Here is a 14,607-nt window from a genome sequence, read left to right on the forward strand (position 1 = left end):
CCGCCGTCACGTTAGGTGGACTGGATCTCGAAGTCGGCGGGTACCGGCGCGTGCAACAGCTTGCGGTGCTCCTCGGGCCGCCACGGGAAAAGTTCGGGGAGGCCATCTTTCCCCAGATACCAGCTGCTGCAGCCGGTTACCCAAACCGTCTGTGGCATAGCGGCTTTCATGTCCTCGTTGTACTCCTTGGTCGCCATGTCGGTCGGACCCACCGCGACGAGACCGCCCTGGCGGATTTGGTTCAGCCATGCCAGCACGTAATCGGCCTGGGTCTCAGCGATGATCACCAGCGACTGGTTGCCGATCGGCGAATGTGGCCCGATCAGCATGAACATGTTTGGGAAGCCCGGTACTGCGACCGACCGGTAGGCGTGCGGACCCTCGGCCCAGGCCTCCTCGAGCGTTAACCCGCGCTCGCCGATCACGGTCATCGGGTGAACGTAGGCGTGGGCGTCGAACCCCGTGGCCAGCACGAGCACATCCAGTTCGTGGTGCGTCCCGTCCGCGGTGACCACGCCCGTCGCCTCGATGCGGTCGATGGCATCGCTCACGACCTGCACGCCAGGCTTCTGCAGCGATTGGTAATAATGACCGGCGAAGACTTGCCGTTTGCACAGCGGGTGATAGCTCGGTGTGAGCCTGCGGCGCAGTTCGGGATCTCGCACCGACAACCGCAGATTCAGTCGGCACAGCGCCACCATGACCCGTCGCTGCCAGCCTGGTTCGACGACTGCGCGTGCCGGGATACGCTCGAATACGTTCTGCCAGAATCGATATCCGATCATGCATAACTGCGGCCAGCGACGCAGCAGCGTCTTCGTGAGCTTTGAGTAGCGAAGGTTCGGAGTCGGAAACACCCACTGGGGTGTGCGCTGGAAAACGACAAGCCGTCTGACCTTGCCGCCGAGTTCGGCGGCGATTTGCACACCGGAGGAACCGGTGCCAATCAAACCGATGCGCTTGTCTCGTAGGAGAACCGAATGGTCCCAACGGGCGGAGTGAAAGCGAGGTCCGGCGAAGTTCGTCAACCCAGGGATGTCGGGATAACGCGGCACTCGCAAGACGCCGGTCGCCGTGATGAGCACGTCATAATCCTCTTCTCCCCCTGCGGTGGTAAGCACCCACCGGCCACGCTCGTAGCGTGCCGATTCGACCGGGGTGCCGAACCGGATGTGCGGCATGACATCCCGGTCGGCGGCGACTTGATGGAAGTACGACTGGATCTCCGCCCCCGGCGAGTACAGCCGAGACCACCCCGGATTCGGCTGAAACGAATACGAGTAGAAGCGCGACGGCACGTCACACGTCAATCCGGGATAGGTGTTGTCCCGCCAGGTTCCCCCCACCTCGTCGGTCGCCTCATAGATGACGTAGTCGTCGAAGCCGGCGTCCTGCAGTTTCACCGCCATGCAGATTCCCGACATTCCGGCGCCGACGATCGCGACCTTTACCGCACGTTTCTCTGCCATCGCGACCCCCTTCGGCTACCGGAAGGGTACGCCTGACCAGCGCGGTTGTCGTGGCAATCGGGGCTATGGGACGGTGACGAAACCTTGGGCCACCATCCAGTCCCGCGCGACCTGGCTCGGGTCGCGGCCCTCCACGTCGACCTGTTTGTTCATCTCCATGATCGCGTCGTTGGTCAGCGCGGCCGTCACCGGCGCGGTGACCTCTGCGATCTGCGGATGTGCTTCGTAGAAGGCGCGTTTCATGGTCACCGACGGGTTGTAGTGGGCGAAGAACTGCTTGTCGTCGGTGAGCACGACGAGGTCGAGCGCGGCGATGCGGCCGTCGGTGGTGAAGACCTCCCCGAAGTCACACTGCGTCCCGTCCGCTGTGGCCTGGTAGATGATGCCGACCTGCAGCACCGGCGTCTGCGCGCGCGCCGGGTCGAATCCGTAGGCTGCGGCCATTCCGGGGTAGCCGTCCTGGCGGGCCCGAAATTCGGTGTCGACGCACGTACGCGCCGCTGCCGGATCGCGTTTGACCAGCTCGGCATACTGCGAAAGCGTGCGCACGCCGGTCCGTTCGACGACCGCCCTGCTGGCCGCCAGCGCGTAGGTGTCGTCCATCGGTCCGGGCGGCAACCACACCATGTCGTTGCGGGCCAGGTCCTCGCCGCGGACGGCCTCGAACTGCTTGCGGCTGTCGGGGATCGGCTTCTCATGCCCGAGGTAGTTGATCCATGCGTTGCCGGTGAACTCGTAGGCGACGTCGACCTGGCCCGACAGCTGAGCTTCCCGGGTGCTGCGCGAACCGACGATGCCGGTGAGGTCGCGGACGTCGGCGCCTGCGGCGGCCAAGGTGAACTCCAGGATGTACCCCAGGATCACCTGTTCGGTGTATTCCTTGGAGCCCACCGTGATTCGCACTTCCTCGAGTGCGGCGACCGGCTGGATGGAACCCGGACCGACCTTGAGCGGCACGGTGCTTCCCGCGCCGAGCCCGCAGCCGGTGAGCACCAGGCAGGCCAGTACGGCGATCGTGCGGCGGATCATCGCAGGCCCTTGGGGTTGAGATAGAACTCGGCCAACCCGCCCAACCAGTCGACCAGCAGGGCAAGGCACACCGCGAGCACGCTGCCGAGGATCAGGGTCACGTTGTCCTGCAACTTGTATCCGGTGTCGATCAGGATGCCCAGTCCACCGGCGTTGACGAGGAAGCTCAGCGTGGCGGTTCCCACGGCGAGCACCAGCGACGTGCGCAGTCCTGCCAGGATGTACGGGATCGCCAGCGGCAGCTCGACCCGCGTCAGCACCGAGCGTCGCGACATGCCTTGTCCCAGACCGGCGTCCACCAGCGACCGGTCCACCTGGTTGATGCCGAGGATGGTGCTGGCCAGCACCGGCAGCAGGGAGTACAGCGCGATCGGAAGGACGCCGATCCAGAATCCGGTCCTTCCGGTCCACAGAAACAGCAGCACCAGCAGTCCGATCGCCGGTGCCGCCTGGCCGATGTTGGCCACACCCATGAACAACGGGCGCAACAGTTTCGCGCCGGGGCGGGTGACCAGCACACCCAGCGGAACGCCGATGGCGAGCACGATCGCGGTGACCGCCGCGGTGATCAACAGGTGCTGCCAGATCAGCGTGGCGATGTTGCCGGGGTTGATGTTCTCCTGCTGGGTGGCGGTGAGGTCGCGGTTGAACGCCCAGAACACCACGGCGGCGGCGGTGATCAGCACCAGGACCGGCTGGATGAGCAGTCGTTTGCGTTCGCCCGGGTCGGCGCGCGCCGACTGCGCGGATTCCGCGATCGCGGTCACGATCGTCCGTCCGTGCCGGCCTCTGCAGCGGCGCGTAGCCAGGTGATCGTGTCGATCAGCGTGTCCAGCGTGACGACGCCGGCGTACCGGCTGCCCGGCCCGGCCACGACGGCCGACGCATGCTGTTGCGCGAGGATGGCCTCCAAAGCGTCTTCGAGGGTGGACTGGGTGCTGAGCACGTCGAGCGATTCGACGACGTCGGCCAGCGCGGTCGCGTGCTCGAGCTTGCTCTCCCGCACCCAGCTGACCGGGCGCTCACGCTCGTCGAGCACCACGGCCCAATCGAACTCGCTGAGCGCCAATGCTTTTCGTACGTCGTCGACCGAATCGGTCTGGCGCACCGACGGATGCGGTCGCAGCTCGACGTCCTTGATCCGCATCAGGCCCAGTTGGCGCAGGGACGCGCCGGAGCCGACGAAACCGGCGACCGTCTCGTCGGCGGGACTGGCCAGGATGTTCTGCGGTGTGTCGTACTGCAGCACCTTGGACTGGTTGCCCAGCACGGTGATCCGGTCGCCGAGCTTGACGGCCTCACCGAAGTCGTGGGTGACGAAGACGATGGTCTTGCGCAGTTCGCCCTGCAACCGCAGCAGTTCGTCCTGCAGCGTGCTGCGAGTGATCGGGTCGACGGCACCGAACGGTTCGTCCATCAGCAGCACCGGAGGGTCGGCGGCCAGCGCGCGCGCGACACCCACGCGTTGTTGCTGCCCGCCGGACAGTTGACGTGGGTACCTGTCGGCGTACTGGCTGGGTTCCAGCCCCACCATGTCGAGCAGTTCGTCGACCCGTGCGGCGATGCGTTTGCGGTCCCAGCGCAGCAATCCGGGTACCAGGCCGACGTTCTGCCGGATCGTCATGTGCGGGAACAGCCCGGCCTGCTGTATGGAGTAGCCGATCGAGCGGCGAAGTTCGGTCGGGCGGATCGACATCGCGTCTTTGTCGCCGATCATGATCGTGCCGGACGTCGGCTCGGACAGCCGGTTGATCATCCGCATCATCGTGGTCTTCCCGCAGCCGGACGGGCCGACGAACACGACGATCTCGCCCGCGGGGATCTCGAGCGACACATCGTCCACGGCGGGCTTGTCGGAGCCGGGGTAAACCTTGGAGACATGGTCCAGCACGATGCGCACCCCGGTGCCGTCGTTCGAGGCCGTGTCGTCGAGAGCGGTTTGTTCTGTCGCCGAATGCTCTCCCTTCGAATACCCTGTCATCGAACACCTTTCGACGTGGTGAGGCGGCCGGCCAGGACCAGCAGCGCATCGAGTGCGAGCGCGAGGACGACGATGAGCAACGTCCCGGTCAGCGCCATCGGAAGGGCCGTCGGACTGCCCACCCGCGCCAACCCGGTGAAGATCAGATTGCCCAGTCCCGGTCCCTTGACGTAGGCGGCGATCGCCAGCACGCCCATCGACATCTGCGTGCTGATCCGCATGGCGGACAGGATCGACGGCCACACCAGCCGCAGCTCCACCCGCGCCAGGGTGTCGAGCCTGCTCATCCCGATGCCCCGCGCCGCGTCGGTGAGCGCGGGGTCGACCGCATTGAGCCCGACGATCGTGTTGCGGACGATTGGCAGCAGCGAGTACAGCACCAGCGCGGCGACACTGGGCACCACACCGAGACCGAACAACGGGATCAGCAACCCGAGCAGAGCGAACGCCGGGACCGTCAGGATCACGCTGGATGTCGCGGTCGCGAGGTTGGCCGCCAAGCGATTGCGGTAGGTCAGCACACCGATCGCCACTCCGACGATCGTCGCGATGAGGACACTCTGGACGACCGCGCTGACGTGCTGATAGGAGTCGAACGCCAGTTGCGCTTGGTGGGCGGTGATGTAGTCCCACAGTGCCCTCACGGCGGTGAGCTACCCGATCTTGATCGACCCGAAACAGTCGCCCTGTTCGATTCGTGCTGAGCCGAACGGTTGGCGTCGCGCATCCCGGCAGCGAACGTGATCACCACGTTTCATGCATCTGGAGGTGCCCACGTGCCGTCATCTCTGCGAGTGGTCAAGCTCGGCGCCCACATCGGCGCTCGGATCGAGGGCGTCGACCTCAGCACCGGCGTCGACGCCAGAACCGCGTCGGCGATCAACTCCGCGCTGCTCGAACACAAGGTGCTGTTCTTCCGCGACCAGCACGGTCTGGACGATGACGGTCAGCTCGCCTTCGGGCAGACGTTGGGCACCCCGACGGCCGCGCACCCGACGGTGACCTCGCGCGAGGGCCGCTTCCTGCCGATCGATTCCCGCTACGACAAGGCCAACAGCTGGCACACCGACGTGACGTTCGTCGACCGGATCCCGAAGGCATCGATCCTGCGCGCCATCACCCTGCCCCCCTACGGCGGAACGACGACGTGGGCGTCCACCGAGGCGGCCTACGAGCGCCTTCCGGCGCCGTTGCGTGCCCTGGCCGAGAACCTGTGGGCCGTGCACACAAACCAGTACGACTACGCCACGCTGCACGACGAACCGGACGCCTCACCCACCGCCGAGCAGCGGTCGTACCGCGACGAATTCGTCTCCGACTACTACGAAACCGAACATCCCGTGGTCCGTGTGCACCCCGAGACGGGCAGGCGGGTGCTGCTGCTCGGCCACTTCGTCAAGAAGTTCGTCGGGCTGGGATCCACCGAGTCGGCCACCCTGTTCGACTTGTTCCAGGCACGAGTCACCAAGCTGGAGCACACGATTCGGTGGAACTGGCAGCTCGGCGACGTCGCAGTGTGGGACAACCGCGCCACCCAGCACTACGCCGTCGCCGACTACGACGATCAGTACCGCCGGCTGAACCGCATCACCCTGGCCGGGGACATCCCGGTCGACATCCACGGCAGGCCGAGCCGCGCCATCGCCCGGCGACGCCTCGGCATATTCCGCGGTGGTCGGTGCGCTGGGAAAAGCGGCATTGGCCAGCTGATCATCGCCGGCACTGCCTGTGTTGACGGCGGCACGAGGGGGCTACCGTGAACTCGTGGCCAGGACCCGCGATCGAGACGCCTGCCCCGGTGCGCTGCAGGTGCACCGGGCGGCAGACGGCGCCTTGGCGCGGATGCGGCTGCCGGGTGGAATGATCACCGCGGCGCAGTTGACGACGCTGGCACGCGCGGCCGTCGACTGCGGTGCGGGCACGCTGGAACTCACGTCGAGGGGCAACCTCCAGATCCGCGGCGTCACCGACACCGGGTCCGTGGCCGAGGCCGCGGCGGCGGCCGGACTACTTCCCTCGCCAACGCACGAGCGTGTGCGCAACATCGTCGCCTCACCGCTGTCGGGACGGGCGGGCTCGACCGCCGACATCCGCGGGCTGATCACCGAACTCGACGACGCCATCCGAGCCGACGCCGAACTCGTTGCGCTGCCCGGCCGGTTCCTGTTCGGCATCGACGACGGGCGCGGCGACATCTCGGGTCTGGCCCCCGACGTCGGCGTGCACTTCGGGGCCGCTGACGCCGCGCTGCTGCTGGCCGGGCGCGACACCGGTGTCCGGCTGCCGAGGAGGTCAGCGGTGCCGACGATGGTCGACGTCGCCAGGCGATTCGCCGCTATACGCGGAAATGCTTGGCGCGTAAACGAACTCACCGATACCGGTCGTCTCCTGGGTGAACTGTCGCCGTCCGTGCCGCCCGGCGCGACGTGGCCTGCTGTAACCCGGCCGCCCGTCGGTTGGCTCGAACAGCACGACGGCCGCATCGCGTTGGGTGCCGCCGTTCCGCTGGGCGTGCTGCCCGCCCGGACAGCGGAGTTGCTCGCCGCGATCGGAGCGCCTTTGGTGATCACACCGTGGCGTTCGGTGCTCGTCTTCGACCTTGCCGAGGACGTCGCCGACGTCGCGCTGCGCGTTCTTGCGCCGCTCGGCCTGGTGTTCGACGAGAACTCGCCCTGGCTGTCGGTCAGCGCGTGCACGGGCAGCCCGGGCTGTGAGCACTCGCGGGCCGACGTCCGCGCCGACGCCGCGGCCGCGGTGGCGCAACCGAGCGCGAGCCACCGCCACTTCGTCGGATGCGACCGGGCCTGCGGTAGCCCGCCCACCGGTGAGGTGCTGGTGGCAACCGGAGACGGATACCGGACGCGCGACGCTCACCCGTAGGGTGATCGCGTGCTCGACTACATCCGCGACGCCGGGGAGATCTACCGGCAGTCATTCGCGATGATCCGCGACGAGGCGAATCTGACGCGATTCCCCGACGACGTCGCCCGCGTCGTCGTGCGGTTGATCCACACCTGTGGTCAGGTCGACGTCGCCGACCACGTCGCGTACCGCGATGACGTCGTCGCCACGACCCACACCGCGCTGGCCGACGGAGCCCCGGTGCTGTGTGACTCGTCGATGGTCGCGGCGGGGATCACCCGGTCCCGGCTGCGCGCCGACAACGAGGTGGTCTCCCTGGTGGCCGACCCGCGCGCCGCCGACCTCGCCGCCCGCCTGGGCACCACCCGCTCCGCGGCGGCCGTCGACCTGTGGGCCGACCGGCTCGGCGGTGCGGTGCTGGCGATCGGCAACGCGCCGACCGCGTTGTTCCGGTTGCTCGAACTGCTCGACGAGGGCGCCCCGACTCCCGCGGCGGTACTTGGTGGTCCGGTCGGCTTCGTCGGCTCGGCGCAGTCCAAACAGGAACTCATCGACCGCCCCCGCGGGATGTCCTATCTCGTGGTGACGGGCCGTCGGGGCGGCAGCGCGATGGCCGCCGCGGCGGTGAATGCGATTGCGACGGAACGGGAATGAGGGGCACGCTATGGGGCGTCGGGCTGGGTCCCGGCGATCCGGAGCTGGTGACAGTCAAGGCGGCACGGGTGATCGGCGAGGCCGATGTCGTGGCGTACCACAGCGCGCGACACGGGAAGAGCATCGCGCGCGGTATCGCCGAACCGTACCTGCGGCCCGGTCAGATCGAAGAGCACCTGGTCTATCCGGTCACCACCGAGACCACCGACCACCCCGGCGGCTACGCCGGGGCGATGGAGGACTTCTACCGCGAGGCCGCCGACCGTATTGCCGCCCATCTGGAGGCGGGCCGCAACGTAGCGCTGCTCGCCGAGGGTGACCCGCTGTTCTACAGCTCCTACATGCACATGCACACCCGGCTCACCGAACGGTTCGACGCGGTCATCGTGCCCGGGGTGACGTCGGTCAGTGCCGCGTCCGCGGCGGTGGCCACTCCCCTCGTCCAGGGCGACGAGGTGTTGACGATCCTGCCCGGCACGTTGCCGGCCGATGAGCTGCGACGCCGGCTCGCCGATACCGACGCCGCGGTGATGCTCAAGCTCGGGCGTTCGTATCCGGTTGTGCGCGAGGCACTCTCGGCAACGGGCCGGTTGGACGACGCGTTCTACGTCGAACGGGCCAGCACTCCGCAACAGCGGGTGTTGGCCGCAGGCGAAGTAGACGACGCCACCGTCCCGTACTTCTCGCTGGCGATGCTGCCGGGCCGACGCGATCGCGAGGCGCCCGCCGGCAGCGTCGCCGTGGTCGGACTCGGCCCGGGCAGCACCGATTGGATGACCCCGCAGTGCCGTCGTGAACTCGCCGCGGCCACCGACCTGATCGGCTACCGCCCCTACCTCGACCGGGTCGGCAACCGGACCGGCCAGCGCAAGCACCCCAGCGACAACACCGACGAACCCGCGCGCGCCCGATTGGCCTGCACACTGGCCGAACAGGGGCGGGCGGTGGCAGTCGTGTCCTCCGGCGATCCGGGTGTCTTCGCGATGGCGACCGCGGTGCTCGAGGAGGCCAAGCAGTGGCCGGGGGTCTCGGTGCGGGTGGTCCCGGCGATGACCGCCGCGCAAGCGGTCGCCAGCCGGGTCGGCGCACCGCTGGGCCATGACTACGCGGTGATCTCGCTGTCGGACCGGCTCAAACCGTGGGATGTGATCGCCGCCCGGCTGACGGCGGCGGCGGCGGCCGACCTGGTGCTCGCCGTCTACAACCCGGCGTCGAAGACCAGAACCTGGCAGGTCGGTGCGATGCGCGATCTGCTGCTCGAGCACCGCGATCCGGGCACCCCGGTGGTCATCGGCCGCGACGTCTCCGGCCCCCGCGAGGAGATCAAGGTGGTACGCCTGGCCGACCTCGATCCCGCCGACGTGGACATGCGCTGCCTGCTGATCATCGGGTCGTCGCAGACGCAGTGGTACACCGACGATGGCGACCGGGTGTTCACGCCGAGGCGCTATCCGGAGTGACCGGTGACCTCGATGATCCCGTGAGCGCCGCGTTCGGCGTCGACCATCGCGTGGGTGACGAACAGATAGCGCCCGGGCTGTTCGAAGCTCAGCTCGACGAAACCGCCTTGGGCCGCTGACAATCCGAGGGTCTGCGCGCCGCCGGGACCCGGTCGCAGCCGGTAATCACCTTCGTGCCACACGGTGTCGAACTGGCCGCCGACGACATGGAACGAGCTGCCCCGGTTCGGCCCGGCCGCCAGCACCCAGATTCGGACCCGCTCCCCGGTGCGTGCAGTCAGCGGAGCGTGGTCGTACTGGTTGGCGTAGCCGTTGAACACCACCAGGTCCGGTTTGTCGGCGGCGACCTTGTCGGCGTCCACCTCGCCGCCCGGCGGGCCGAGGTAGTACTCGGACTGCACGAGAAGGTATTCGCGGTCCACGGGGGCGAGGTCCGGCGGGTCGATGATCACCGCTCCAAACATGCCGTTGGCGATGTGCACCGACATCGGCATCGTCGAGCAGTGATACATCCACACGCCGGCACGGGTCGCGGTGAACCGGTAGCTCAGGCGTTCGCCGGGCGGGATGGTGCGCATGGATACGTCCGGGGCCAGCGCCCCGGCGTGGAAGTCGATCGAATGCCCGATCGTGCCGTCGTTGACCAGGGTGACCTCGAAGACGTCACCGACCTTGCCCCGCAGCGACGGTCCGGGCGCCGAGCCGCCGAATGTCCACTGCCGCTGCGTGATTCCCGGTGACACCTCCCGCGTCGTCTCGGTGACCGTCAGCGTGATGCGGTGGTCGGGCGTCGCGGCGGCCAAGGCGGCGTCACGCGGATTGAAGCCGGGGCCCGGCCGCGTGGTGAGGCTGCGCGCGACGTCGTCCCCGGCGATCGATTCCGGCGCCGCCTCATGGTGTCCCGGATGGTGTGTTCCATCCGCCCGCACCGACATGGTCATGCCCATCTGGCGGTGCCCGGCGATCGAGCACCACCCATCGAGGTCGGCGCCGATCACCCCGGCGTCGAGGACGGCCTGCTCTCCGGGCGCGATGCGGCCGGTCCTGGTCCCGCTCGACAGCACCAAGTCGTGGTGGTCGGATCCGCTGTTGACCAGTGTGACCTCCAAGCGGTTGCCGGCGGGTACCGAAATGTTGTCGGGCACATAGCGCATTCCTTCGATGCGCACCTCGACCCGTGTGGTCTGTCCGGTCGCGGGCACCGATGCCGACGGGGCCAGAGCGACGCCGGTCGCGGACGGGTCCGCGGCCACCGCGGCCGCTGCCGTGAGCACGACGACGGCCAGTCCGGCGGCGGCGACGCCGAGCCGCTGTCGCACCGGCGGTCCGGACGGCGGCGGTCCCGGCGTCGACGGCGTCTCACGGAGCCTGCGTGCCCGCCACACCGCACGGGCCAGCAGCGGCAGGAACGCGGCATAGGACGTCACCACCAAGACCGACGCCGCCAACCGCAGCAGGCTAGGCGTCGGCAGCACACACAACAGAAGCGCGAAGTTGGCGACCGCGAGCCGCCACGGTGCGCCGCGTTCCAATTCGGTTGTCGCCGCGATGGAAGCGGCGCGTCCGCCGACGACGATGGTGGTCAGATAGCTCAGCGCACCCAACAGCACCTGAACCACGAACCCTGCGAGCACCGCCACGGTGAGCGGACCGGCCCTGTCGAGCAGACCGGGCCATGTCGGTGCGGTGGCGAAGGCGACCACGGCGTAGCTCAGCGAGCCCACCAGCCACACGACCCCGCACAGCACCGACAGCGTCGCGAAGCTTCCCGGTCGCTTACGCCGCAATTCGTCGAGATGCGGCCACAGCACGTAGAGCGTCGCCGCGAGGTAACCGAGCGCTCCCGCGGCGGTCACCACCGGCGAACCGGCAACCGCCCCCGACGCAGCCACCGTCAAGCCCCCTACCAGCCCAGGTAACCCACGCCGGGCGGCAACCTCGACTCCGTCGGCCATCCGGGTGCGCAACATCGTCGGCCACAGGGTCACCAACGTGCCCAGCACCGTGAGCCCGACGAAACCGAACAAGTTGACCGCCGCGTGGGCGATGACGAACCGGTCGTGCAGGGTGCCGGGCAGCATCGAGTTGGCCACCGCCACGCCCAGTCCCGCCCCGATCGAAAGCAGCGCTGCGGCAGCGACGTAGTAGCGAACGGTGTCACCGAAGCGTGAGGGCAGCGCGGAGCGCAACTGCCGCACCAAAGTGACGGCGTGGGCCAGCGCCACGGTCGCAACCGCGATGCCACCGGTCAGTACCACCGGCCAGAAGGACAGGACCATGCCGGCCACCACCGCGACCGCGCCGAGGTTGAAAACCGCGAGGGCGCAGGCCTGCCCGGCCCGCGAGGAGTCCGGCGGACGACGCAGAAGCGCATCGGCGAAGTGTCGGCTCCAGATGAGGATCGCGTTACCCGCCGCCCCCAGGCCGAGCACATGGATCAGCAGCCAGCCCGACGCCGGCACGGACCTGTGAACGATCGCAATCACCACAAGTGCTGTGAGCCAGGCGAATACGATCGATCCGACCCGCAGGTGCCACCGGGAGCGGTTCATGTCGGCACCCCGATCGGCCGGCGGCGCGTCGCCGCATGAACGGCAACCCCCGCGAAGGCGAGCACGGCAACGATGTTGAGCACCCCGCCGGCCTGCAGCGCCCACTCCACACCGCGCACGTCTCCGACGACCACCCGCAGCAGCAGCGATGCGTGCAGCAATACGACGGGACCGTACATCGCCGGGGTGTACGGAACCGGGCGGCGCAGCACCGCAGGCATGATGACCGGTGCGTGGGCCATGATCATCGACAGCACGAACCCGAGCATCACGGCGTGCACCACCGCGTCGTAGCCGCCACCGGAGTGCACGGGACCCACCACCAGCCACGTCAGGCCCGGCACCGCCAGCCACGCGTATCCGGCCAGCAGACACACGGCCATGTACCGCGTCAGCCCTGTCGTATGGACCGTGCGCCGGGCGATGTCGAATCGCAGCAGCCAGCAGGTGATGCCCAGGATCGCACCGCCCAACAGCACGAAACCAACTGTCGGCCAGAGTAATTGAACCAAAGCGCCGAGGACCACGGCCGCTGACGACGCGACGAGCAGGACTTCGGCGTTCGTGCCGAACATCGCCACCCTGGCCAGTTCGAGGCGCTCCCCGGCGATGGTCAGGATGAGGAATCCGGCCAGCCAGCCCAGCAGGTCGGACACCGGCAGCCCGGCGGCCCACAGCAGCGCCGCGCCCGTCGCCAGCACAGCGCCCGCCGCCTGCACCAGCACGGCCGCATCCCAGCTGCGCCGCCACAGCGGCACGTAGACCGCCACGAGCAGTCCGGCTCCCACCAGCAGTGCGACGTCAGCGACGCGGCGCGGCGCCGGGCTGACGAGCAGGACGGCGCCCAGGCCCAGGAACGCCGGAGCGAGGAAGCACCACCGCCGGCCCGACGCGACCGCCCGTTCCACCGCGATCACGGTGCCGACGAAGCCGAGCACCAGCAGAATCCCGTGCGCGTCGGCCAATCTCGCGGTATCGATCGGAGCCGGAAGTCCGAGCCGCAACAGCCCCGCGTCCAGCCCGGCCAGCAGTGCGAATGCGCCGGGAACCAGCAGCAGTGCCCGAGCGGGAATCCGGTTCTCAGCCATGGTTTTTCACCACCGGATCAGGAAGGAACAACCGGCAGGCGCCGGGTTCGGCGAACGGGAGCAGGTCCAGGCCGGGCCCGGTCGGCGCGTCGATGCTCTGCAGCAACCCTTCGACGATGCCGAGATGGACCTGGCAGACCACGCTCGGGTAGCGGCGGGCCGCGTCGAGTAGCGGACAGCGCCGAAGCGCCACCCCGCGCTCGGCACCCTCGTCGTCGGGCGCGAAGCCCAGCCGGGCCAGTGCATCGAGGACCGATTGGCGCGCATCACTGTCGGTGCGTGCCGTCTCGTCGGCCAGCTCGCGCCCCCACTCGATGCCGGCGGCGCGGGCGTCGCGTTCGGGGTCGGCGCTGGTGCGGGCGAGGTGTCCGGCGAGGGCGGTGGCAAGACCCGCATAGTCACGGACCCGCACCGCGGGATCGGCCGCCGAGGGCCGATACAGCGCGGCGGGCCGGCCGCGCCCGGCGGCGGGTTCGGTGGCGCGCTCGACGAGGCCGAGGTCGACGAGCGCGTCCAGGTGCTCGCGCACGGTGTTCTGGTGCAGCCCGAGCGTCGCCGCCGCATCAACCGTGCGGACCGGGGCGTGCGCCCGCACATGCTCGAGCACCCTCAACCGCTGCCCCGACAAGGCCACCGGACCAGTCGCCGAACGCGCCGGTGAGGGCCCGAGCGGCGATGCGCTATTTACCACGGAAATTATTGTAGTAAATTGCTAGTTGTAGGACCAGCACAGCCGAAAGGAATCCATCATGACTGTCAACGAGCTGATCGTCGCCACCACACCCGCGGACGCGGAGGCGGCCGAGACGGTCAAGAATCACCACGCTGAGCTGGCCGGACACCTCAAGGAGCTGACGGAGGCGATGGTGTCGGCGGCCGAACGCGGCGCCGGTTTCGAAGCGGCGCGCGCCGCGGCCGTCGAATTCCTGACCGACGAGTTGCTGCCGCACGCCACAGCCGAAGAGGCCCGCCTCTACCCCGCCGCCGCCCATACCGAACGGGCCCGGCCGCTGATCGAGTCGATGATCGCCGCGCACCGCGTCATCGGCGGTCTGGTCGACCGGATTCGCACCGAGCAGTCGCCCGTGCGCGCGGCCGCGGCCGGGCACGCGCTGCGGGTCGTGTTCGAGGCCCACCTCGTCGACGAGAACGACCGGATCCTGCCAATCGTCGCCTCCGACCCGGACATATCGCTGGCAGACGCCCTCGACGGGATGCACGAATTGATCGGCGGCCACCACCATGCCGAAGGCGGGCACAGCTGCGGCTGCGGAGCCGACGCCGAGGAACCCGTGCTCGACGTACGCGACGTGCCGCACTCGATCCGGCACGCCACGGTATTCGGCGCTTTCGACGCGGTTCCGGTCGGCGCCAGCATGGTGCTGGTCGCGCCTCACGACCCGGTGCCGCTACTACACCAGCTGCACGACCGCACAGCCGGCCGGATCTCGTTCGACTACATCGAACGCGGACCGGAGGCCTGGAGGCTTCGCCTCACCCGGATCTGACGCG

The 14,607-nt window shown here is 68.6% G+C and carries 12 protein-coding genes and 1 pseudogene; 5 read left to right on the forward strand and 8 right to left on the reverse strand.

Going from position 1 to position 14,607, the window contains the following annotated elements; genetic code table 11:
- Window positions 1-11 precede the first annotated feature (11 nt).
- The 5 genes from AU193_RS00260 to AU193_RS00280 form a co-directional block, all read right to left on the reverse strand.
- Window positions 12-1,469 carry an NAD(P)/FAD-dependent oxidoreductase gene (locus tag AU193_RS00260; RefSeq protein WP_064420347.1) on the reverse strand — a complete coding sequence of 486 codons (1,458 nt, stop codon included), beginning with the start codon at window positions 1,467-1,469 and terminating at the stop codon, window positions 12-14.
- Window positions 1,470-1,532: 63 nt separating this feature from the next.
- A complete protein-coding gene (locus AU193_RS00265; protein ID WP_064420348.1) occupies window positions 1,533-2,498 on the reverse strand; it encodes a glycine betaine ABC transporter substrate-binding protein in 966 nt (321 codons plus the stop codon).
- Window positions 2,495-3,268, reverse strand: a complete 774-nt coding sequence (locus AU193_RS00270) for an ABC transporter permease (RefSeq protein ID WP_371259120.1) — start codon at window positions 3,266-3,268, stop codon at window positions 2,495-2,497. Before AU193_RS00270 ends, AU193_RS00265 begins: the two co-directional genes overlap by 4 nt.
- A complete protein-coding gene (locus AU193_RS00275; protein WP_082682772.1) occupies window positions 3,262-4,479 on the reverse strand; it encodes an ABC transporter ATP-binding protein in 1,218 nt (405 codons plus the stop codon). The genes AU193_RS00270 and AU193_RS00275 overlap by 7 nt, the downstream gene beginning before the upstream one ends.
- The gene (locus AU193_RS00280) at window positions 4,476-5,123 is read right to left on the reverse strand and encodes an ABC transporter permease (RefSeq protein WP_064420350.1); all 648 of its coding nucleotides are present in this window, start codon (window positions 5,121-5,123) and stop codon (window positions 4,476-4,478) included. Before AU193_RS00280 ends, AU193_RS00275 begins: the two co-directional genes overlap by 4 nt.
- A gap of 132 nt (window positions 5,124-5,255) precedes the next feature.
- Between AU193_RS00280 and AU193_RS00285 the strand changes: the two are divergent.
- From AU193_RS00285 to AU193_RS00300, 4 genes and pseudogenes are all read left to right on the forward strand, one after another.
- Window positions 5,256-6,189 (forward strand): annotated as a pseudogene (locus tag AU193_RS00285) (TauD/TfdA dioxygenase family protein).
- Between the two features lie 54 nt (window positions 6,190-6,243).
- Window positions 6,244-7,359: a precorrin-3B synthase gene (cobG, locus tag AU193_RS00290; protein ID WP_064420351.1), complete on the forward strand. Its 1,116-nt coding sequence runs from the start codon at window positions 6,244-6,246 to the stop codon at window positions 7,357-7,359.
- Between the two features lie 9 nt (window positions 7,360-7,368).
- On the forward strand, window positions 7,369-7,995 hold the full coding sequence (locus AU193_RS00295) for a precorrin-8X methylmutase (RefSeq protein ID WP_064420352.1): 627 nt from the start codon (window positions 7,369-7,371) through the stop codon (window positions 7,993-7,995).
- Entirely contained in the window at window positions 7,992-9,455 is a 1,464-nt protein-coding gene (locus tag AU193_RS00300; RefSeq protein WP_064420353.1) for a precorrin-2 C(20)-methyltransferase, read from the forward strand. The genes AU193_RS00295 and AU193_RS00300 overlap by 4 nt, the downstream gene beginning before the upstream one ends.
- Here AU193_RS00300 and AU193_RS00305 read toward each other — a convergent pair.
- The 3 genes from AU193_RS00305 to AU193_RS00315 are packed head-to-tail and all read right to left on the reverse strand — an operon-like array spanning window position 9,443 to window position 13,786.
- A complete protein-coding gene (locus AU193_RS00305) occupies window positions 9,443-12,007 on the reverse strand; it encodes a multicopper oxidase domain-containing protein (RefSeq protein ID WP_064420354.1) in 2,565 nt (854 codons plus the stop codon). The two genes, AU193_RS00300 and AU193_RS00305, sit on opposite strands and share 13 nt — an antisense overlap.
- Window positions 12,004-13,095, reverse strand: coding sequence for a hypothetical protein (locus AU193_RS00310; RefSeq protein WP_064420355.1), 1,092 nt, complete (start codon window positions 13,093-13,095; stop codon window positions 12,004-12,006). Before AU193_RS00310 ends, AU193_RS00305 begins: the two co-directional genes overlap by 4 nt.
- On the reverse strand, window positions 13,088-13,786 hold the full coding sequence (locus tag AU193_RS00315) for a metalloregulator ArsR/SmtB family transcription factor (RefSeq protein ID WP_064420356.1): 699 nt from the start codon (window positions 13,784-13,786) through the stop codon (window positions 13,088-13,090). Before AU193_RS00315 ends, AU193_RS00310 begins: the two co-directional genes overlap by 8 nt.
- 58 nt (window positions 13,787-13,844) lie before the next feature.
- On the opposite strand from AU193_RS00315, the gene AU193_RS00320 reads away from it, so the two are divergent.
- Window positions 13,845-14,603, forward strand: a complete 759-nt coding sequence (locus AU193_RS00320) for a DUF2249 domain-containing protein (protein ID WP_064420357.1) — start codon at window positions 13,845-13,847, stop codon at window positions 14,601-14,603.
- Window positions 14,604-14,607 lie beyond the last annotated feature (4 nt).

The sequence above is a fragment of the Mycobacterium sp. GA-1285 genome, from assembly GCF_001499905.1.
Classification (GTDB): Bacteria; Actinomycetota; Actinomycetes; order Mycobacteriales; family Mycobacteriaceae; genus Mycobacterium.